General features: G+C 60.6%; 20 protein-coding genes and 1 pseudogene. 1 reads left to right on the top strand and 20 read right to left on the bottom strand.

Annotation, left to right across the window (positions count from 1 at the left end):
- Nucleotides 1–296: 296 nt before the first annotated feature.
- Nucleotides 297–986, top strand: coding sequence for a Crp/Fnr family transcriptional regulator (locus tag ACQZ48_RS10385; RefSeq protein ID WP_443388194.1), 690 nt, complete (start codon nt 297–299; stop codon nt 984–986).
- A gap of 52 nt (nt 987–1,038) precedes the next feature.
- Here ACQZ48_RS10385 and ureG read toward each other — a convergent pair whose 3' ends face one another.
- The 20 genes and pseudogenes from ureG to ACQZ48_RS10485 all read right to left on the bottom strand — a co-directional run bounded on the left by ureG (nt 1,039) and on the right by ACQZ48_RS10485 (nt 17,459).
- Nucleotides 1,039–1,650, bottom strand: a complete 612-nt coding sequence (gene ureG / locus ACQZ48_RS10390; protein ID WP_006315013.1) for an urease accessory protein UreG — start codon at nt 1,648–1,650, stop codon at nt 1,039–1,041.
- 250 nt (nt 1,651–1,900) lie between these two features.
- Entirely contained in the window at nt 1,901–2,572 is a 672-nt protein-coding gene (locus tag ACQZ48_RS10395; RefSeq protein ID WP_191217843.1) for an urease accessory protein UreF, read from the bottom strand.
- Between the two features lie 3 nt (nt 2,573–2,575).
- Nucleotides 2,576–3,088: an urease accessory protein UreE gene (gene ureE / locus ACQZ48_RS10400; protein WP_448728795.1), complete on the bottom strand. Its 513-nt coding sequence runs from the start codon at nt 3,086–3,088 to the stop codon at nt 2,576–2,578.
- 298 nt (nt 3,089–3,386) lie between these two features.
- Nucleotides 3,387–3,923 (bottom strand): peroxiredoxin, encoded by a 537-nt coding sequence (locus ACQZ48_RS10405; RefSeq protein ID WP_010972294.1) that lies wholly within the window; start codon nt 3,921–3,923, stop codon nt 3,387–3,389.
- Between the two features lie 154 nt (nt 3,924–4,077).
- Entirely contained in the window at nt 4,078–4,743 is a 666-nt protein-coding gene (locus tag ACQZ48_RS10410; protein WP_137410849.1) for a TIGR02117 family protein, read from the bottom strand.
- Between the two features lie 11 nt (nt 4,744–4,754).
- Nucleotides 4,755–6,464, bottom strand: a complete 1,710-nt coding sequence (gene ureC, locus ACQZ48_RS10415; RefSeq protein ID WP_173990028.1) for an urease subunit alpha — start codon at nt 6,462–6,464, stop codon at nt 4,755–4,757.
- A gap of 4 nt (nt 6,465–6,468) precedes the next feature.
- The gene (locus ACQZ48_RS10420; RefSeq protein ID WP_191217841.1) at nt 6,469–7,113 is read right to left on the bottom strand and encodes a Urease operon accessory protein; all 645 of its coding nucleotides are present in this window, start codon (nt 7,111–7,113) and stop codon (nt 6,469–6,471) included.
- A gap of 4 nt (nt 7,114–7,117) precedes the next feature.
- Nucleotides 7,118–7,534, bottom strand: a complete 417-nt coding sequence (locus ACQZ48_RS10425) for a lysozyme inhibitor LprI family protein (RefSeq protein ID WP_269834207.1) — start codon at nt 7,532–7,534, stop codon at nt 7,118–7,120.
- A gap of 3 nt (nt 7,535–7,537) precedes the next feature.
- The gene (locus tag ACQZ48_RS10430) at nt 7,538–7,894 is read right to left on the bottom strand and encodes a GFA family protein (protein WP_077981434.1); all 357 of its coding nucleotides are present in this window, start codon (nt 7,892–7,894) and stop codon (nt 7,538–7,540) included.
- A gap of 1 nt (nt 7,895) precedes the next feature.
- Complete coding sequence (locus tag ACQZ48_RS10435) at nt 7,896–8,201, bottom strand: urease subunit beta (protein ID WP_063948241.1); 306 nt, start codon at nt 8,199–8,201, stop codon at nt 7,896–7,898.
- Between the two features lie 53 nt (nt 8,202–8,254).
- Nucleotides 8,255–8,557, bottom strand: coding sequence for an urease subunit gamma (locus tag ACQZ48_RS10440; protein ID WP_003520609.1), 303 nt, complete (start codon nt 8,555–8,557; stop codon nt 8,255–8,257).
- A gap of 106 nt (nt 8,558–8,663) precedes the next feature.
- Complete coding sequence (locus tag ACQZ48_RS10445; protein WP_448728796.1) at nt 8,664–9,518, bottom strand: urease accessory protein UreD; 855 nt, start codon at nt 9,516–9,518, stop codon at nt 8,664–8,666.
- The gene (locus ACQZ48_RS10450; protein ID WP_448728797.1) at nt 9,422–10,678 is read right to left on the bottom strand and encodes an alpha/beta hydrolase family esterase; all 1,257 of its coding nucleotides are present in this window, start codon (nt 10,676–10,678) and stop codon (nt 9,422–9,424) included. The genes ACQZ48_RS10445 and ACQZ48_RS10450 overlap by 97 nt, the downstream gene beginning before the upstream one ends.
- Nucleotides 10,679–10,933: 255 nt before the next feature.
- Nucleotides 10,934–11,629 carry an urea ABC transporter ATP-binding subunit UrtE gene (urtE, locus tag ACQZ48_RS10455; protein WP_077981432.1) on the bottom strand — a complete coding sequence of 232 codons (696 nt, stop codon included), beginning with the start codon at nt 11,627–11,629 and terminating at the stop codon, nt 10,934–10,936.
- A 128-nt stretch (nt 11,630–11,757) separates the two neighbouring features.
- Nucleotides 11,758–11,826 (bottom strand): annotated as a pseudogene (locus ACQZ48_RS10460) (propionyl-coenzyme A carboxylase alpha polypeptide); the annotation flags it as partial.
- Nucleotides 11,823–12,584: an urea ABC transporter ATP-binding protein UrtD gene (gene urtD, locus ACQZ48_RS10465; RefSeq protein WP_003513917.1), complete on the bottom strand. Its 762-nt coding sequence runs from the start codon at nt 12,582–12,584 to the stop codon at nt 11,823–11,825. The pseudogene ACQZ48_RS10460 and the gene urtD, both read right to left, overlap by 4 nt.
- Nucleotides 12,585–12,588: 4 nt before the next feature.
- Nucleotides 12,589–13,752 carry an urea ABC transporter permease subunit UrtC gene (gene urtC, locus ACQZ48_RS10470; RefSeq protein ID WP_142913632.1) on the bottom strand — a complete coding sequence of 388 codons (1,164 nt, stop codon included), beginning with the start codon at nt 13,750–13,752 and terminating at the stop codon, nt 12,589–12,591.
- Nucleotides 13,749–15,353 carry an urea ABC transporter permease subunit UrtB gene (gene urtB, locus ACQZ48_RS10475; protein ID WP_448728798.1) on the bottom strand — a complete coding sequence of 535 codons (1,605 nt, stop codon included), beginning with the start codon at nt 15,351–15,353 and terminating at the stop codon, nt 13,749–13,751. The genes urtC and urtB overlap by 4 nt, the downstream gene beginning before the upstream one ends.
- 262 nt (nt 15,354–15,615) lie before the next feature.
- Nucleotides 15,616–16,905, bottom strand: a complete 1,290-nt coding sequence (urtA, locus tag ACQZ48_RS10480; protein ID WP_077981427.1) for an urea ABC transporter substrate-binding protein — start codon at nt 16,903–16,905, stop codon at nt 15,616–15,618.
- A gap of 347 nt (nt 16,906–17,252) precedes the next feature.
- Nucleotides 17,253–17,459, bottom strand: a complete 207-nt coding sequence (locus ACQZ48_RS10485; protein WP_162520560.1) for a DUF2735 domain-containing protein — start codon at nt 17,457–17,459, stop codon at nt 17,253–17,255.
- Nucleotides 17,460–17,858 lie beyond the last annotated feature (399 nt).

Here is a 17,858-nt window from a genome sequence, read left to right on the forward strand (position 1 = left end):
CTGCCGCGGACTTCTCCCCCTCGGGGAGAAGAAATATGTCGCACTCGCCCGCTCCATATTTCCCCCTGTGCTTATAAGCACGAATGGACGAACCAATTCCGCCCCTGTGACGACTGCAAACCCGTTTGATCGAAATCAATTCGCTTTCCAGATGAACTGCTAGTCTCCCTCGCATCGGGAATTGCCGGTTGAGGATTAATGCTATGGGTTCTTTGCAGATAGGCGTGAGGGAGAAGGAACTTCCCCGGTTTCGTATCGCTTCGGACAGCCCGGCAAAAGGTTTAAGCGGGAGCCGGATGGACGTGAACAAGACCGTGAAGCTGAGCAACAGGGACAGGAACATTCTGCTGCGCGCACCCTTGATCGGGATAGCGGATGATGCGGCGGCGCTGAAGCTGATGGAGGCGGCGACCATCACCAATGTCAATACCCGCCACGTACTCTTCAAGGAAGGTGAAGCGGCGCAGCATTTTTACTGCGTGCTGTCGGGTTATATCAGGCTTTACCGGCTGGACCGGCACGGACGCGAGGCGGATGTGCGCGTCAGCGGCCCCGGCGATACTTTCAACGAGTGCCTGATCTTCGGCAGCGATACCTATCGTTACAGCGCGCAGGCGGCGGAAAACTGCACCGTGGCGCGGTTCGAGCTGGCAAGAATCCGCAGCCTGATCGACCAGGAGCCGGCAATCGCCAAGGCCGTCATGCGCTGCCTGTCCAACAGCCTGCTCGGCACCATGGATTGCATCGCCAACGACCGGCTGCAAACCGCGCCGCAACGTGTCGCCAATTACCTCATCAATCAGGGCCCGCGTGACGCGACATCCTTTTCACTGCGGCTGCCATTCCAGAAAAGCCTGCTCGCCGGCAAGCTCGGCCTCGCGCCGGAAGCGCTGTCACGCGCATTTTCCACCCTGAAAAAGGCTGGTGTCACCGTGCGCGGCCGCATCGTGCAGGTCAACGACGTGGCCGCATTGAAGCAAATCTGACATACGGGGAGAGGATGGAGGGCGGGATGCCTCAGGGCATTCCGCCCTTCTCTTACAAACCGCCCTGCTCTTTCAGGAAACCAACGATGCGATCCACGCCATCGCCGCGCTTCATGTCGGTAAAGACGAAGGGCATGGCGTTGCGCATGCGGGTCGCATCGCTGTCCATGACGGTCAGATCGGCGCCGACATAGGGCGCAAGGTCCTTCTTGTTGATGACCAGCAGGTCCGAGCGGGTGATGCCCGGCCCGCCCTTGCGCGGAATTTCCTCGCCCTGGCAGACGGAAATGACATAGATGGTGATATCGGCGAGATCGGGCGAAAAGGTCGCGGCGAGATTGTCGCCGCCGGATTCGATGAAGACCACATCGAGATCGGGAAACCGCGCATTGAGCCCGGCAATCGCCTGCAGATTGATCGTCGCATCTTCGCGGATGGCGGTATGCGGGCAGCCGCCCGTCTCCACCCCGACGATACGCTCTGATGGCAGCGCCTGCATGCGCACCAGCGCCTCGGCATCCTCCTTGGTATAGATATCATTGGTGACGACGGCGACGGAATAATCCCCACTCATCGCCTTGCAGAGCTTCTCCGTCAGCGCCGTCTTGCCGGAACCCACCGGCCCGCCAATGCCGACGCGCAGAGGCCCATTACCCGATTTCATCACTCTGTTCCCTTCATCATGCTTTGGTCCAATCTTACGACAACCACTCAAATTTCAGCTCAAATATACGCAAGGATCGTGCCACTTGTTTCTCCTCCCCGCCGGGGAGAAGGTGGCCCGAAGGGTCGGATGAGGGGGCTAGCTCTCGGTATATCTCTACCCTTGCCCCCTCATCCCGCTGCCGCGACCTTCTCCCCGGCGGGGAGAAGAAACAAGTGGCATGCGCTCGCCCCATCGATTGCCGTCGCTTTCACGACCGGAAAAGCCGCGTACCCTGTGTTTCGTGCCGCATCGCCGCCGTATCGGCGATAACAGTGGCGCTGCCGAGGTCATCGAGCGTGGACAACAAGGCCCGTGCCGCAACGTCCGCGATCATCGCCTCGCTTGCGGCCAGAATGGCGACACCATCCGTTTGCCCCGCGACGCCAAGGCGGATGCCGGCCGAAACGATCTGCGAAACGCCGGCATGCAGAAAGGCCGCAAGCGTCTCGCGCAGCGGTACTCCATGTCCGGCAGCAATAGCGCCTATGGCGACGGGATAAGGAGCCTCCTTCGGCAACAGCTCCAGAACCGCGTGCGGCCATGCGCCGGCAGCGGCAATGAAGGCGTCTCCCAGAAGCACGGTCTCACGATAACGCTCCGCCGAGCCGGCCAGCGCGCGGCCGAGATCAGCCGTTTCGCTGAGCGCACCGGCATCCTTCGCATTTCGCGAGGCATGCGCCAGAAACACCGCATCGTTCCAGAGGCTGCCATGGCGCAGCAGCGTTTCCACCCAGCCGTGAAGCGCCACGGCATCGCGCACGCGCCCGTCTTCGACAGCCTTTTCCAGCCCGCCGGAATAGGAAAACCCGCCAACCGGAAAGGCCGGCGACAGCCAGGCCATCAGCCGCAACAGCGCGGCAACGCCGCTTTCCGCGCTCACCCCTCAGCCGTGGTCATGATGGTGGTGGCCATGCCCGTGATCATGGCTGTGGCCATGGGAATGACCGCCATGGGCATGACCGCCATGGGCATGATAGGCGCCGCGGGCCGGCTGGAACGGTTCTTCGACCTCCCGCACGGTGGCGCCCAGACCTTCCAGCATGGCGCGAATGACGTGGTCGCGCAGGATGAGAATACGCTCTTCCTCGATCTGCGCCGAAAGATGCCTGTTGCCCAGATGCCAGGCAAGCTCGATCAGGTGAAGCCGGTCCCTCGCTTTGATTTCGAACAGCTTTTCATCGGCCGCGCGAACCTCGATCAGATCGCCGTTCTCCACCACCAGCAGATCGCCATGGGCAAACAGCACGGGCTCCTTGAGATCCAGCATCACCATCTCGTCGTTCTGCAAGTGCAGCAGCTTGCGGCGCAGATGCCGCTGGTCATGCGCCAGGGTGACATAGCCGGAAGCTTCGTCGGCAGGGGTTCCGGCCGGATGATAGGAGGTGACGCGCAGCATGGGATGATCCGTTTCAGAAACAGTCTTGGGAGACTGATTTTTGCCGGATAGGCGGGGTGATTTCAAGACGCGATTTCAGGGCACATGGCCACCAGAATGACAAAGCCCGGCATCACGGCCGGGCCAAGTGCAAACCTTTCTCCACTTTCGACGTCATCCTCAGGCATGACCCGAGGATCCACCCGTCAGACGCCTATGGATCCTCGCCTCAAGGGCGAGGATGACGGATGAGAGGTTTTCGCCTCCTGTCAGCACCCCGAAGACACGACATCGGTGCCGGGCCTTCGCAAAACCAAAATCAGGCCGCAGCGCGGCTTTTCAGGTTTTCAAGAATATTCTGCGGCGAAGAAACGCCGTAAGGGTCGGATTCGCAATTGTCCGAATAACCCTCTTCCTCGAACCACTGCTCCACCAGACCGTCATTGATGACGGCGGCGTAACGCCAGGAGCGCATGCCAAAACCGAGATTGTCCTTGGCGACCAGCATGCCCATCTTGCGGGTGAACTCGCCCGAACCGTCAGGAATGACCTTGACGTTTTCGAGGTTCTGGCCCTTGGCCCAGGCATTCATGACAAAGGCATCGTTGACCGACAGGCAATAGATTTCGTCGACGCCGAGCGCGCGGAATTCACCCGCCAGCTTTTCGAAATCCGGAAGCTGGTAGGTCGAGCAGGTCGGCGTGAAGGCGCCGGGCAGCGAAAACAGAACGACCTTCTTGCCCTTGAAATAATCGTCGGAGGTCATGTCCTGCCAACGGAACGGGTTGGGGCCACCAACGGCCTCATCGCGAACGCGCGTGCGGAAGGTTACGGCGGGCACTTTTTTGCCGAGCATGTCTTGTCTCCTGTTCTGGCGTTTTGCGGGATCGCTTGGGATCGATCCGCGCGGACTTGTTTAGCAGTTTCCATAGCGCATGACGCGCTGCGGTGCAGCATAAAAAAAGGATTTCAGCCGCCAAATACGCGAAATGACCGCACGGAATTTGGGATCAATTGTGCATATCTATCGACCAACGCAACAGCGGCGGCAAGGGCGTCCACCAGCCGGTTTGAATGCCCGCGTCCCGCAACATCGCGGCTGACCATGTGTTGCATCCGGCGACCGCATTGAACCAGCCATTTGCCTCGAAAAACGCGTCCGTCAGGCCGTAGCCGGCACCGGCAACCGGCCTGACACCGTTGTCGTTTCCGGCAAAACTTGCCCTGATGCCCGCGACAAGGCGCTGATAGCCCGCTTCGGAAATGCGAAGCCGTTTCACGCCGGCGAGATTGGCGGGAAAATCGCCTGTCACATCCACATGCATGACGGCGCTGTCCAGCGTGAAGGAGCGCAGCACCGGCATCGGCTTCAGATCGGCCCAGGTGGGCGTTTGGATGTAAAACGAGCGGCCGCCCCAGCCGAACACCAGATAGGCGGCCGCCGGATGATTGACCGCAATGCCGCCCTCCTGCAACTCGGCAAAAACCCGCCGCAGATCGTCATCGACCGGCAGGGCAATGTCCGTGTGGATCGGGTTGGACAACAGCAGGATTTCGCGATCTTTCGCACCGTTTACATCATCCGCGAAAAAGGGGCGCGGCACCACGGTGCCGAGCACGAAAAGCAGGACGACCAGCAGCAAGCCGCCGCCGATCCATCTGAGAACAGTCCGCAACGCAACGTCCGTTAAAACAGGAAATAACGCTGCGCCATCGGCAGCACCGTCGCCGGTTCGCAGGTCAGAAGCTCGCCATCTGCCCGCACCTCATAGGTCTCGGGATCGACCTCGATATGCGGCGTCAGCGAATTGTGGATCATCGACGCTTTCGAGATACCGCCACGCACGTTCTTAACCGCCAAAAGCTTCTTGGCGACCCCGAGGCGCTGGGCAAGGCCACCGTCGAGCGAGGCCTGCGACACGAAAGTGACCGAGGAATTGGTGCGCAGCTTACCGTAGGCCGCAAACATCGGCCGGTAATGCATCGGCTGCGGTGTGGGAATGGAGGCGTTCGGATCGCCCATCGGTGCCGCGGCGATGGAACCGCCGAGCAACACCATTTCCGGCTTCACGCCGAAAAACGCCGGATTCCACAACACCAGATCGGCGCGCTTGCCGACTTCGACGGAGCCGATCTCGTGGCTGACACCCTGGGCGATGGCCGGGTTGATGGTATATTTGGCGATGTAACGACGAACACGGAAATTGTCGTTCTCGCCGGTCTCTTCCTTCAGGCGGCCGCGCTGGCGCTTCATCTTGTCGGCGGTCTGCCAGGTGCGGATCGCCACTTCGCCGACACGGCCCATGGCCTGGCTGTCGGAAGAGATGATCGAAAAAGCACCGATATCGTGGAGAATATCCTCCGCCGCGATGGTTTCCTTGCGGATGCGGCTTTCGGCGAAGGCGATATCCTCGGGAATGGATGGCGACAGGTGGTGGCACACCATCAGCATGTCGAGATGTTCGGCGAGCGTATTCACCGTGTAGGGCCGGGTCGGATTGGTGGAGGACGGAATGACGTTCGGGTTGCCGCAGACCTTGATGATGTCAGGCGCGTGCCCGCCGCCCGCACCTTCGGTGTGGAAGGCATGGATGGTGCGGCCTCTGATCGCGGCGACCGTGTCTTCGACGAAACCGCTTTCGTTCAGCGTATCGGTGTGGATCATCACCTGCACGTCATAGTCGTCGGCCACCGTCAGGCAATTGTCGATGGCGGCAGGCGTCGTGCCCCAGTCTTCATGCAGCTTCAGGGACGATGCGCCGGCAAGGATCATCTCCTCCAGCGGCGCTGGCAGCGAGGCATTGCCCTTGCCGGCCAGCGCGAGGTTCATGGGGAATGCATCGAAGCTTTCGATCATCCGCTCAATGTGCCAAGCACCGGTGCAGGTGGTGGCAAGCGTGCCGTGCGCCGGGCCGGAACCGCCACCGAGCATGCAGGTCACGCCACTCATCAGCGCTTCTTCGATCTGCTGCGGGCAGATGTAGTGGATATGCGCGTCCATACCGCCTGCCGTCAGGATCTTGCCTTCGCCGGCAATTGCTTCCGTCGAAGGGCCGACGATGATCGTCACGCCCGGCTGTGTATCCGGGTTGCCGGCCTTGCCGATGGCGTGGATACGGCCGTTCTTCAGGCCCACATCCGCCTTGTAGATGCCGCTATGATCAACGATGACGGCATTGGTAATGACGGTATCGACGGCGCCTTCGGCCCGCGTCGCCTGGCTCTGGCCCATGCCGTCACGAATGACCTTGCCGCCGCCGAATTTCACTTCCTCGCCATAGGTGGTGTGGTCCTTCTCGATCTCGATGAAGAGTTCGGTATCGGCAAGACGCACCTTGTCGCCGACAGTCGGGCCAAACATGCCGGCATAAGCGGCGCGGGAAATCTTGTAAGGCATGGGCTCAGGCTCCTTCGGACGCGGAGAAAATCGATGTGGGAGAAATTCGTTTGAGCCGGCCCTCGCCCGCGAGGGCTTCGACCAGCTGTTGTTCGGCGGTAAATGGATGTCCGCTCCAGCCCTGATGGCCGAAGCCGGCAATCGCCACCTCGTCATCCTCATCGCTAACATTCTCAAGAACATGGGCGATGGCGAAAAGGCCGGTGCTGGGGCAGACATAGGGCGCGGGCGCATAGGCTTCGAGCGCGACATCGAGCCGTTCATGAACGCCCCGATGGATAACGACATGGCTCTTGCCGCCCGCCCGCGCGATTGCCGCAAAGGCGGCTGTGTAATCGGCGCAGAAATCGGTGAGTTCCGGCCAGCGCGCGCGGATACCGGGTTCCATTTCTGCAAATTTTGCGGGATCACGCACCGACCAGATGGCAGCCGCCTGTCGCACACCGTCGCTTTCGCGCCATTCGGTCCCTTCGCTCATCTCGCGACCCGGCCGCCCGGTATTGCAGACGGCCACGACATCGGTGCGCGTGCCACCAAGCCCGAGGGAGCGGCAGTCGTTAAAACGGATGACGATATCCGAACGGTCGATGAGCCGGGCGGCGCCGGGCGGCAACTCCCCATTTCCGACAATCGTGATCTGCCGCCCCATGCGTTCAGAAGCCTTCCGACAGCTGGCGCAGATCATCGGCACGCTTAGTGCTCATCTCGGCCAGGCAGGAAGAAATCAGCATCGGCTCCATAGAACCACCCCGCGCCTGAAAGCCTGATAGCGCGCAATTCGCATCGCGAAACGCCACCCAGGCGCGCTGGGCAGTGACCAGAGCATCGGCCGCACCCTTGCCATCCGCATCCGCCGCTTTGTCACGTTCGACAAGCAGCTTGCGCAGCTTCTGATAGTCGACATTGAGCTGTTTGTCGGCCTTTTCGTAATCCTTGCCGGCGCAAATCGTCATGTCCGCCTGCGTCTGCGGTTCCTTGCAGTTCGGCTCCTGCGCGGCAACCGGCATCGAGATGCCTGCAGTCACGCAGACGAGGGCGGTCATGACGAGATTGTTTTTGCTGATCGCCATCGCTCAGGCCGCCGCGCCGTCAAAAGCCTGCGGCTTCAGCGCCCGGGGGTCGACACCGTCGAGACAATTGGCATTGACCGCCACCATGGGCGTGCCATCAGGCCCATCGGCATAAGCAAAGCTCTCGATGCCGCAGGTGGAGCAGAAAAGATGATGGATCTTGTGTTTGTTGAAGAGATATTCGCTGAGCTTGTCCTTACCGGAAAGCAGCGTGAATTTCTCACGCGGCGCAAAAGCGAGCGTGGAACCCAGGCGCTTGCAGCGCGAACAATTGCAGACGACGGTATGGTCAAGATCGGCATCGACCTCGAAGCTCACATCGCCGCACTGGCAGCTTCCATGATAATGCGCCGTCGCCATTTCATAACCTCCCCATGACCTGTTGACGGAAACCATAAACCTCGCGCTTGCCGGAAAGCGGCACCAGCGTCACTTCCCGTTTCTGGCCGGGCTCGAAACGTACCGCCGTGCCGGCCGGAATATCGAGGCGCATGCCGCGCGCCTTGTCGCGGTCGAACAGGAGACCCGCATTGGTCTCGAAAAAATGGTAATGACTGCCCACCTGGACAGGCCGGTCACCCGAATTGGCCACTTCAATCGTCACGGTCGGCTGGCCGGCATTGAGTTCGATGGTGCCCTCTGCGGCAATGATTTCGCCTGGTTTCATGGAATTTCCCCTTTTGTCTCAGGCAGCGTTGGCCGCCATGCAGCCTTTGCCCCTCACCTGATCGGTTCGTGAACGGTCACCAGCTTGGTTCCATCGGGAAAGGTCGCTTCCACCTGCACATCATGGATCATCTCGGCGATACCATCCATCACCTGATCGCGGGAAATGACATGCGCGCCCGCCTCCATCAGCTCGGCCACGGCGCGGCCATCGCGGGCGCCCTCGACCACGAAATCGGTAATCAGCGCAATCGCTTCGGGATAGTTCAGCTTCACACCGCGTTCCAGCCGGCGGCGCGCCACCATGGCGGCCATGGAAATCAGCAGCTTGTCTTTTTCTCTTGGGCTAAGGTTCATCGTGGTCCCGCAGCTTGGAATCTGTTCCGCCAGCATGGTTGCGGCAAGCAGATCCGACGTGTTGACAGACCCCGAGGGACGCCTGATACGAAGCGATCCGAAGGGTTTACAGATTCCAGACTTTCGGCACTGACGCGCCGTTTCGCAAGAGCGAAATGATCGGAAAAAGCAATTTTCTCAAGGAGAAACCGTCTGCGGCGGCAACCCGTACCACAAGCTTGCCCTGCCATTGGCTGGCGCCGCCGCTTTCCCCGGCAATAGCCCGGATTTTAGGCAGAAGCGCCTCGGCCAGCGGTCCGATATAAAGCAGCGTGGCAAAGGCGACCTGGCCGGCGAGAACCGCCGGTTTCGCCGTCAGCGCCGCCACCTCGCCCGAAAACAGAAGCTCTTCGGCATGCACAAGCGTGCCCCCGTGGCGAATGCGCCAGCGGTCACGAAAAAGCCCATGCGTCATCGCCTCGCCCATGGCCTGGCGACCGAGCAACACGGCTTCGACGGCGATGAATTCGGAGGATTTGTCGAGATCGGCTTCCAGCCGGCGGGTCAGCGAGGCCCGGTCGAAGAGAATGGTTTCCTGCGGCAGCCAGTGCAGTTTCGCGCCCGGCCCGGCAGAAATGCGGGCGGTAACCGTGGCTGTGCCTGATGATGCCTTGTAGACTTTCTCACAGGCCTGCGTTGTCACGACAAGCGAGGTGCCGGCACCGGCGACCGCCTGCCATTCGATCTCGTCTCCGCCGGTGAGCCCGCCGGAGGAATTGATGAGAATGGCCTCGGCTTCGTTCGAAAAAGTGTCCGGCAGGCGGATCTTGGCGCAGCCTTCCTGAAACAATTCGTCCAGCCGGCTGCGCCCTTCAACTGCCTTGGTTACAATGCGTCCTCTGCCACGGGCGCGTTGCTGCCGGACAGGCTGTTGAGCGTCTTCACAACCGGAAGGGACGATGACTTGCTGTTGCTGCTGCACGCGGTCTCCGAAACGGTTGCGGAAGCGGACGAGGCTTTTGCGCCGCAATCCTTCTTGACGACGGCGTCCACCACCAGCTGTCCTTCCGTATTGCGGAAGAAATCCCACATTCTTTCGGCCGCATCAACCGTGCGCGTCACTTCGCCTGTGGGCATCTTGCGCTCCACGGCCGGTTCCGCCTTCGGCGTCTGTTCGCCGCCCGGCTTGCGGGTGACGACGGCGGCCGCGGCCAGCACTTCCGCCTTCATGGTGGCGCGCGGCCAGGCGTGGTCCCAATCGTTGATGACATAGGACTGAATGCGTGCGCCAGCCTTGCAGACATCATAGGAATTGACGGTGAAGCTCTCGCCCACCTTGCTTTTGGCGGCGCCTTTGCAGCCGTCCATTTCGGCCCAGCGCTTCAGCGCCGTTTCGCCGCTATATTGCCAATAGGACTTGCCGCCGCCCTGATAGGGATTGGCAGGGTCTTTCAGCCCGGCAAAGGCGATGATCGACATCGGCCGCGCAGGCTTGCAGCTTGCCGCATCCGGTCCCCATTTGCCTTCCGTCTCCAGCGGATAACCCGCGCGCAGCGATGCAACGAAACCGGCAGCGGTGAAATCCGCGCCGCCATTGCAGATGAATTGCGACAGCATGCGCCCGCCGCCGGAATAACCGGAACCGTAAAAACGCTCCTCATCCACGCAGAACCTGCCCTTCACCATGGTGATGGCATCGCGGATGAAACCGACCTCGTCCAGCCCGCCCGGGCGCTTGGTGACGCCGGGAACATTCCAGGCATGGGTGCCGGGCAATTCGCCATTCAGGCTGCCGGCCAGCGCCACCACCACCACACCGTCCCGTTCGGCAAGCTTGTCCCAGCCGCTGCGGTTCAGCTGGCCATGCGGATTGCTGTTGGAGCCATGAAAATCGAACACCACGGGCAGCGGCTTTTTTCCATCATAGGCGGATGGAACAAAATAGACGCCGTCGCGTTTCTGGCCATTGGAAAGAATGGAAAAATCATGCCTGCCCGGCTCCATGCCGGGTCCGGGCAATTGACCGCAGGTCGATGCCGACGCTGCGACACCGGCGCTCGCGCACATGGCAAGACCCAGAAAGAGGGTGCGTGCGGAGCGGAACAGCCGGGCGGCCCGGCCAATGGCAAAATCTTGATGCATTGACACGCCTTTATTGGGCACGGTTTTCCCGACGATACGTCGGACGTGCGTGGAATGTAAGGGATCAACTGTCGCGGCGTGCGAATAGACTTTTCCTGTGTCCCGCATGCAGCATTTGCGCTGCCAATATCACAGGCTTTTATTCAACGAAATGCTAAGATTGCGCATAAAAGCCATGCAGACACGCATAGACTTTCAAAATATTAATCGGCCGTTTGCACATCGTGATCGGCGTGCGGCATCTTTAGTCTCGGTTTATACTGTCAGGTGACGCCGCGCCTCGGGCGTATCCAGCGTCTCGGCCAGGCCCTGATGCACGATCTCGCCGCGATCCATGATGTAGACGTAATCGGCGAGCTCGCGGCAGAAATCCAGATATTGCTCGACCAGCAGGATCGCCATGCCGGTGGAATCGCGCAGATATTTGATCGCCCGGCCGATATCCTTGATGATCGACGGCTGAATGCCCTCGGTCGGCTCGTCGAGAACGAGGATCTTCGGCCGCGTCACCAGCGCCCGGCCAATGGCAAGCTGCTGCTGCTGGCCGCCGGAAAGATCGCCGCCGCGCCTTCCCAGCATGGATTGCAGCACGGGAAACAGGCTGAAAATATCATCCGGAATGAACCGTTCCTTACGCGGCAGCGGCGCATAACCGCTCTCCAGGTTTTCCTGCACGCTGAGCAGCGGAAAGATTTCCCGCCCCTGCGGCACGTAACCGACGCCGCGCTTGGCCCGGTGGTAAGGCGCCAGCCCATCCAGCGGCGCACCGCCAAAGCTGATCGAACCGCCACTGATGGCATGCTGGCCAGTGACGGCGCGCAAAAGCGAGCTTTTGCCTACACCGTTGCGGCCGAGAACACAGGTGATCTTGCCCATTTCAGCATTCAGCGAAACGCCGCGCAGCGCCTGGGCTGCGCCGTAGTGGAGGTTGATGTTGTCGACTGTCAGCATGGTGAAACTCCAATGACGGTATGGTGGGCGGCGCTACCCCCCTCTGCCCTGCCAGGCATCTCCCCCTCAAGGGGGGAGATCGGCAAGCGGCGAAAACTCTGCCCATGGAACGGGCGGGTGCGGCATCTGATCTCCCCCCTTGAGGGGGAGATGCCCGGCAGGGCAGAGGGGGGTAAAGCCGCAAACACCACCATCACCGCCCCAGATAATTCTCGATCACCTTCGGATCGCTCGACACAAAATCGATCGACCCTTCGGCCAGCACCGAGCCTTCGGCAAGACACGTCACCTTCACCCCCAGTTCACGGATGAAGCCCATGTCATGCTCCACCACGACAACAGAGCGGGTCTTTGCGATTTCCTTCAGGAGCACGGCGGTTTCGGCGGTTTCCGCGTCCGTCATGCCAGCCACCGGCTCGTCCACCAACAGCAGCTTCGGCTCCTGCGCGAGCAGCATGCCGATCTCCAGCCACTGTTTCTGCCCATGGGAGAGATTGGCGGCGAGATCGCCGCGGCGGTGGGAAAGGCGTACGGTGGCGAGGATTTCCTCGATGCGTGCCTTGTCCTCCGCCGTCAGCCGGTAGAACAGCGTGGCGAACACGCCGCGCTTGCGGTTCAGCGCCAGTTCCAGATTGTCCCAAACGGTATGGCTTTCGAACACCGTCGGTTTCTGGAACTTTCGCCCTATGCCGAGCTGGGCGATGTCCGCCTCGTCCTTTTTGGTGAGGTCGATGCTGTCTTCGAACAGCACCGTGCCCGTGTCCGGCCGCGTCTTGCCGGTGATGATATCCATCATCGTCGTCTTGCCGGCGCCATTCGGGCCGATGATGGCGCGAAGCTCGCCCGGCTCCACCACGAAGGAGAGAGAGTTCAGCGCCCTGAACCCATCGAAGGAAACGGAAACACCGTCGAGATAAAGCAGGCTCTTGGTTCTGTTTTCGGAAACCGTGTTCATGGGCTTACTCCGCCGCCTGTTGCGCAACCGCGCTGTCGTTGCCAGCTTGACGCGCCGCGCCCGCCGCCCGCTTTTCGCGCCGTCCGGCCAGATAATGCTGCACCGTGCCGACGATGCCCTTGGGGAAGAACAGGGTTACAGCGATGAAGAGGCCGCCGAGCGCAAACAGCCAGAACTCTGGAAATGCACCGGTGAAATAGCTCTTGCCGCCATTGACCAGCAGCGCCCCGATGATCGGCCCGATCAATGTGCCGCGCCCGCCCACCGCCGTCCAAACCACCACTTCGATGGAGTTGGCCGGGGAAAATTCGCCGGGATTGATGATGCCCACCTGCGGCACGAACAACGCACCGGCAATGCCCGCCATCATGGCAGACACGACGAAGGTGAAGAGCTTGATGTTTTCCACCCGAAAACCAAGGAACCGCACCCGGCTTTCGGCATCGCGCACGCCCACCAGCACCTTGCCGAATTTGGAGTTGACGATGCCCGAGGCAATCAAAAGCGAGATCGCCAGCATCACCGCCGTCATGGCAAACAGGACGGCACGGGTGCCATCGGCCTGTACGGAATAGCCAAGAATATCCTTGAAATCGGTCAGCCCATTATTGCCGCCGAAACCCATGTCGTTGCGGAAGAAGGCAAGCAGCAGCGCATAGGTCATGGCCTGGGTGATGATCGAGAGATAAACGCCATTGACGCGCGAGCGGAAGGCAAACCAGCCGAAGACGAATGCGAGCAGCCCCGGCACGACAAGCACCATCAGCGCCGCAAACCAGAACATGTCGAAGCCGTGCCAGAACCAGGGCAGTTCCTTCCAGTTGAGGAACACCATGAAGTCAGGCAGCACGGGATGACCGTAAACCCCGCGCGTGCCGATCTGCCGCATCAGATACATGCCCATGGCATAACCGCCGAGCGCGAAGAAGGCGGCGTGGCCGAGCGAGAGAATGCCGCAATATCCCCAGACCAGATCAAGCGCGAGCGCGAGCAGCGCATAGGCCAGATATTTGCCGAGCATCGACATGATGTAGGTCGGGATGCGGAACGCGCTGTCTTCAGGCAACAGCAGGTTGGAGGCGGGCACCAGAACGGCGATGGCGAGAATGATGCCGATGGCGATGGAAATGCGGCGATCGAGCGCGCGCAGGAGGAAGCCGGTAATCATGCTTCGATCGCCCTTCCCTTGAGTGCGAAGAGACCGCGCGGCCGCTTCTGGATGAACAGGATGATGAGGACGAGCACGAGGATCTTGCCAAGCACAGCGCCTACCGTCGGCTCGAGGAACTTGTTGAGCACGCCGAGCGACAGTGCGCCCACCAGCGTTCCCCAGAGATTGCCGACGCCGCCGAACACCACGACCATGAAACTGTCGATGATGTAGCTCTGGCCGAGATTGGGCGAGACATTGTCGATCTGCGACAGCGCCACGCCGGCGAGCCCGGCAACACCGGAACCGAGCGCGAAGGTGAAAGCATCCACCCAAGGGGTGCGAATGCCCATGGAGGAAGCCATGCGGCGGTTCTGGGTGACGGCGCGCATCTGCAACCCGAAGGCCGAACGCTTCAGAAGCACCAGCAGCGCAAAGAACACGGAGAGCGAGAAGCAGACGATCCACACCCGGTTCCAGGTGAAATTGAGGTAACCGACGCTGAAGGAGCCGGACATCCAGCCGGGGCTGCCGACCTCACGATTGGTGGGGCCGAAAATCGAGCGTACACCCTGTTGCAGGATCAGCGAGATGCCCCAGGTGGCGAGCAGCGTTTCCAGCGATCGTCCATAGAGATAACGGATGACGCCACGTTCCATGATGAGGCCGACGCAGGCCGTGACGAGAAAGGCGGCTGGTAGGGCAATCGCCAGCGACCAGTCGAAAAGGCCGGGGAAATGGCTGCGTATCAGTTCCTGCACCATGAAGGTGGAGTAAGCGCCGATCATCACCATCTCGCCATGCGCCATGTTGATGATGCCCATGACGCCGAAGGTGATGGCAAGACCGATGGCGGCGAGCAGCAGCACGGAACCGAGCGACAGGCCGTACCAGACATTCTGGGCGTAATCCCAAAAGGCAAGGGAACTCTCGATGCTGGAAATCGCCTCGTCCACATCCGGCTTCAGGCTCGGATCGACCGACGGCGTCGCCGCCATCAGAATGCTGATCGCATCGCGCCCGCCAAGCGCCTTGATGGTGGCGATCGCTTCTTTTTTGGCTTCGAGGGAGCGGTCGGAGGAGAGCAGCGAGACAGCCCGCGCCTCCTCCATCCGGGTCCGCACCTCACTGTCGGTTTCCTTTGCTATGGCCGCTTCCAGCAATTCGAGATTTTCAGCGCTCGGGGCTTTCAGGACGGCGTCAGCCGCCGAAAGCCGCACGGATTTTTCCGGGCTGAGCAACGTCAGCCCGCCCATCGCGGCGCGGATAACGCGGCGAAGATTATTGTTGACCCTGATCTTGGAAACCGCCGCCTTCGGCGCCGAACCGGCGCTTTCACCCGTCAGCGGGTCGATGAGCGTGAAATCGGAACCGGCGGGCTTGGTCATGAAGACGAGATTGTCGGACTTGCGCACATAGAGATCACCCGCCGCAAAAGCCTCCAGTGCCGGAACGACGCGCGCATCGCCCGTTGCGGCAAGCTGCCCGATCAGCACTTCGGCCTGCTTGAAATCAGCCGTGCCGAGCTGGTCGATCAGCGCCTTTGGGTCGCTTTGCGCGAGGGATACCGTCGCGAAGCCAAACAGGAGGCCTATGACGGCCAGCAAGCGAAAAAACATAGTCCCAAGTCCCCCTTGGAAGCCTGCACCGTATCACTGGCGCGCAAACTTTGGCGAAGGCGCTTCACCTTCAAACTCCCCTCCTCTCGACGTCATCCTCGGGCTTGACCCGAGGATCCATCCCGGCAGTCGCAAAGTTGCGCTGACGAAGAGTTCGGGGATCGTGGCAGTGGATCCTCGGGTCAAGCCCGAGGATGACGTCGCGTTTGGGGAAATGATGCCAGTCAGACAATGCTGACCGGCATCGCAGTGCTCCTGCTAATCAGCTACCCTTGCCGCCGCACTTGCCCGTGGCCACGTTGAAGTTGCCGCAGGACATCGGCTTTCTCCAGTCCGAGATCAGATCCTTCGAGTCCGGCAGGTAATCCGACCATTCGTCACCCACCACCTGCGGTGTCTGCTGCACGATCTCGAACTGGCCGTCGGCCTGGATTTCGCCGATCAGCACCGGCTTGGTGATGTGGTGGTTCGGCATGACGGTGGAGTAACCGCCCGAAAGGTTCGGCACGGAGACGCCGATGATACTGTCCAGAACCTGGTCCGTATCGGTGGTGCCGGCGGCCTCGACAGCCTTTACCCAGGCGTTGAAGCCGATATAGGCGGCTTCCATCGGGTCGTTGGTCACGCGCTTGTCGTTCTTGGTGAAGGCATGCCAGGTCTTGATGAACTCGGCATTGACGGGAGCATCGACGGACTGGAAGTAGTTCCAGGCGGCAAGGTGGCCGACCAGCGGCGCGGTATCGAGACCGGCAAGCTCTTCTTCACCCACGGAGAAGGCGACGACCGGAATGTCCTCGGCCTTGATGCCCTGGTTCGCCAGTTCCTTGTAGAATGGCACGTTGGCGTCACCATTGATGGTGGAGACAACGGCGGTCTTCTTGCCGGCCGAGCCGAATTTCTTGATGTCGGATACGATCGTCTGCCAGTCGGAATGACCGAACGGCGTGTAGTTGATCATGATGTCCTCTTCCTTGACGCCCTTCGACATCAGGTAGGCCTTCAGGATCTTGTTGGTGGTCTGCGGATAGACATAGTCCGTGCCGGCCAGAACCCAACGCTCGACGCCTTCGGTATTGGCGAGGTAATCGACGGCCGGAATGGCCTGCTGGTTGGGTGCTGCACCCGTGTAGAAAATGTTGCGCGAGGATTCTTCACCCTCATACTGAACCGGATAGAACAGGATGGAGTTCAGCTCTTCGAAAACCGGCAGAACGGATTTGCGCGACGACGAGGTCCAGCAGCCGAAAACGGCGGCGACCTTGTCCTGCGAAATCAGCTGACGAGCCTTTTCGGCGAAGAGCGGCCAGTCGGAGGCCGGATCGACCACGACGGCTTCGAGTTTCTTGCCGAGCACGCCACCCTTCTTGTTCTGCTCGTCGATGAGCATCAGCATGGCGTCTTTCAGCGTCGTCTCTGAAATCGCCATGGTGCCGGACAGCGAATGCAGCACGCCGACCTTGATGGTGTCGTCTGCGGCAAAAGCGCCATGGAAGGCGGTGGTGGACAGGATCGCGCCAAGCAGCGCGGCACTAAGCGTCTTGCGGAATATCATCGGAAGAACCCCTCTCCTTGTTGGCCTCTCGTGGAGGCTCAGCGGCATCTGCGGCCGCTGCTGGGAGGGACTATCGATCTCGCGAGCGCGAAACCGTATACGTCAATTGACGTAGTCGGGGTGGCGAAAGCTGCAGTGGGGGGGGGGTGGGAGATTAGCGCCCAGAGCGGAACTACCTATATGGAGAGAGACGTCTCCCCTTGTTTCTTCTCCCCCTCGGGGAGAAGTCCGCGGCAGTGGGATGAGGGGGCGAGCGTCAATATATACGGAGGGGTTACGCCCTCATCCGACCCTTCGGGCCACCTTCTACCCCTCGGGGAGAAGAAATTCGCGGCAACGTCCGCACATCAAGAATGCGGCTTGCCGTCCCGCTCTTCGTCACGGATCGCCTCGTCGTGATACCACGAGCCAAAATCCACATGCGGCTCCCGCGCCTCGCGCTCGAGGTCACTCAGCCCGCTGTTGCGGAACTTGGACACGCCCGCGCGCCCGCCATTCGGGAATTGATAGATCGTCGCCGTCTCACGATGAAAGCCAGTCGCCATTTCGGTCATCTCACTCTGTTTGCATCGAAGCACTTTGGTATCAGGAGCAAACCCTTAAAACCCGGATTCGCTCCGTTTGATTAAAAAAAAATCACCCTGCGAAAAATATAGGCATTAATCGCCTCTTCTACAAGAAAAACCATTCCGAAAGCGCCGGTTTTTGGGGCAATTGCCAATCCCTCGCGCGCAATCGAAATCATTGCACCGCAGCAGGGCATTTCCCAAGAGCATGCCGGCTATCTATCAGGATTCAATGATGAAACATGAGGGGTGAATTTACCTGCCGCAGCGCAGCAGAAGCGCGCGTGGGCGATATCGCAGCCGCTGAGCGACATGGGCCTTGAAAGATTTTTCGAAAAAATCGCCAGATATCGCCAATCTGGCACGCGGCATGCATCTAAGGGGTCA

It is taken from the genome of Agrobacterium sp. 22-209-1, assembly GCF_053522485.1.

Coding starts and splice junctions, on each gene's coding strand:
- ACQZ48_RS10385 (WP_443388194.1), top strand. CDS start 297: ATGGACGTGAACAAGACCGTGAAGCTGAGCAACAGGGACAGGAACATT.
- ureG (WP_006315013.1), bottom strand. CDS start 1,650: ATGAAATCGGGTAATGGGCCTCTGCGCGTCGGCATTGGCGGGCCGGTG.
- ureE (WP_448728795.1), bottom strand. CDS start 3,088: ATGCTGCGCGTCACCTCCTATCATCCGGCCGGAACCCCTGCCGACGAA.
- ACQZ48_RS10405 (WP_010972294.1), bottom strand. CDS start 3,923: ATGCTCGGCAAAAAAGTGCCCGCCGTAACCTTCCGCACGCGCGTTCGC.
- ureC (WP_173990028.1), bottom strand. CDS start 6,464: ATGCCTTACAAGATTTCCCGCGCCGCTTATGCCGGCATGTTTGGCCCG.
- ACQZ48_RS10420 (WP_191217841.1), bottom strand. CDS start 7,113: ATGGGGCGGCAGATCACGATTGTCGGAAATGGGGAGTTGCCGCCCGGC.
- ACQZ48_RS10425 (WP_269834207.1), bottom strand. CDS start 7,534: ATGGCGATCAGCAAAAACAATCTCGTCATGACCGCCCTCGTCTGCGTG.
- ACQZ48_RS10430 (WP_077981434.1), bottom strand. CDS start 7,894: ATGGCGACGGCGCATTATCATGGAAGCTGCCAGTGCGGCGATGTGAGC.
- ACQZ48_RS10435 (WP_063948241.1), bottom strand. CDS start 8,201: ATGAAACCAGGCGAAATCATTGCCGCAGAGGGCACCATCGAACTCAAT.
- ACQZ48_RS10440 (WP_003520609.1), bottom strand. CDS start 8,557: ATGAACCTTAGCCCAAGAGAAAAAGACAAGCTGCTGATTTCCATGGCC.
- ACQZ48_RS10450 (WP_448728797.1), bottom strand. CDS start 10,678: ATGCATCAAGATTTTGCCATTGGCCGGGCCGCCCGGCTGTTCCGCTCC.
- urtE (WP_077981432.1), bottom strand. CDS start 11,629: ATGCTGACAGTCGACAACATCAACCTCCACTACGGCGCAGCCCAGGCG.
- urtD (WP_003513917.1), bottom strand. CDS start 12,584: ATGAACACGGTTTCCGAAAACAGAACCAAGAGCCTGCTTTATCTCGAC.
- urtC (WP_142913632.1), bottom strand. CDS start 13,752: ATGATTACCGGCTTCCTCCTGCGCGCGCTCGATCGCCGCATTTCCATC.
- urtB (WP_448728798.1), bottom strand. CDS start 15,353: ATGTTTTTTCGCTTGCTGGCCGTCATAGGCCTCCTGTTTGGCTTCGCG.
- urtA (WP_077981427.1), bottom strand. CDS start 16,905: ATGATATTCCGCAAGACGCTTAGTGCCGCGCTGCTTGGCGCGATCCTG.
- ACQZ48_RS10485 (WP_162520560.1), bottom strand. CDS start 17,459: ATGACCGAAATGGCGACTGGCTTTCATCGTGAGACGGCGACGATCTAT.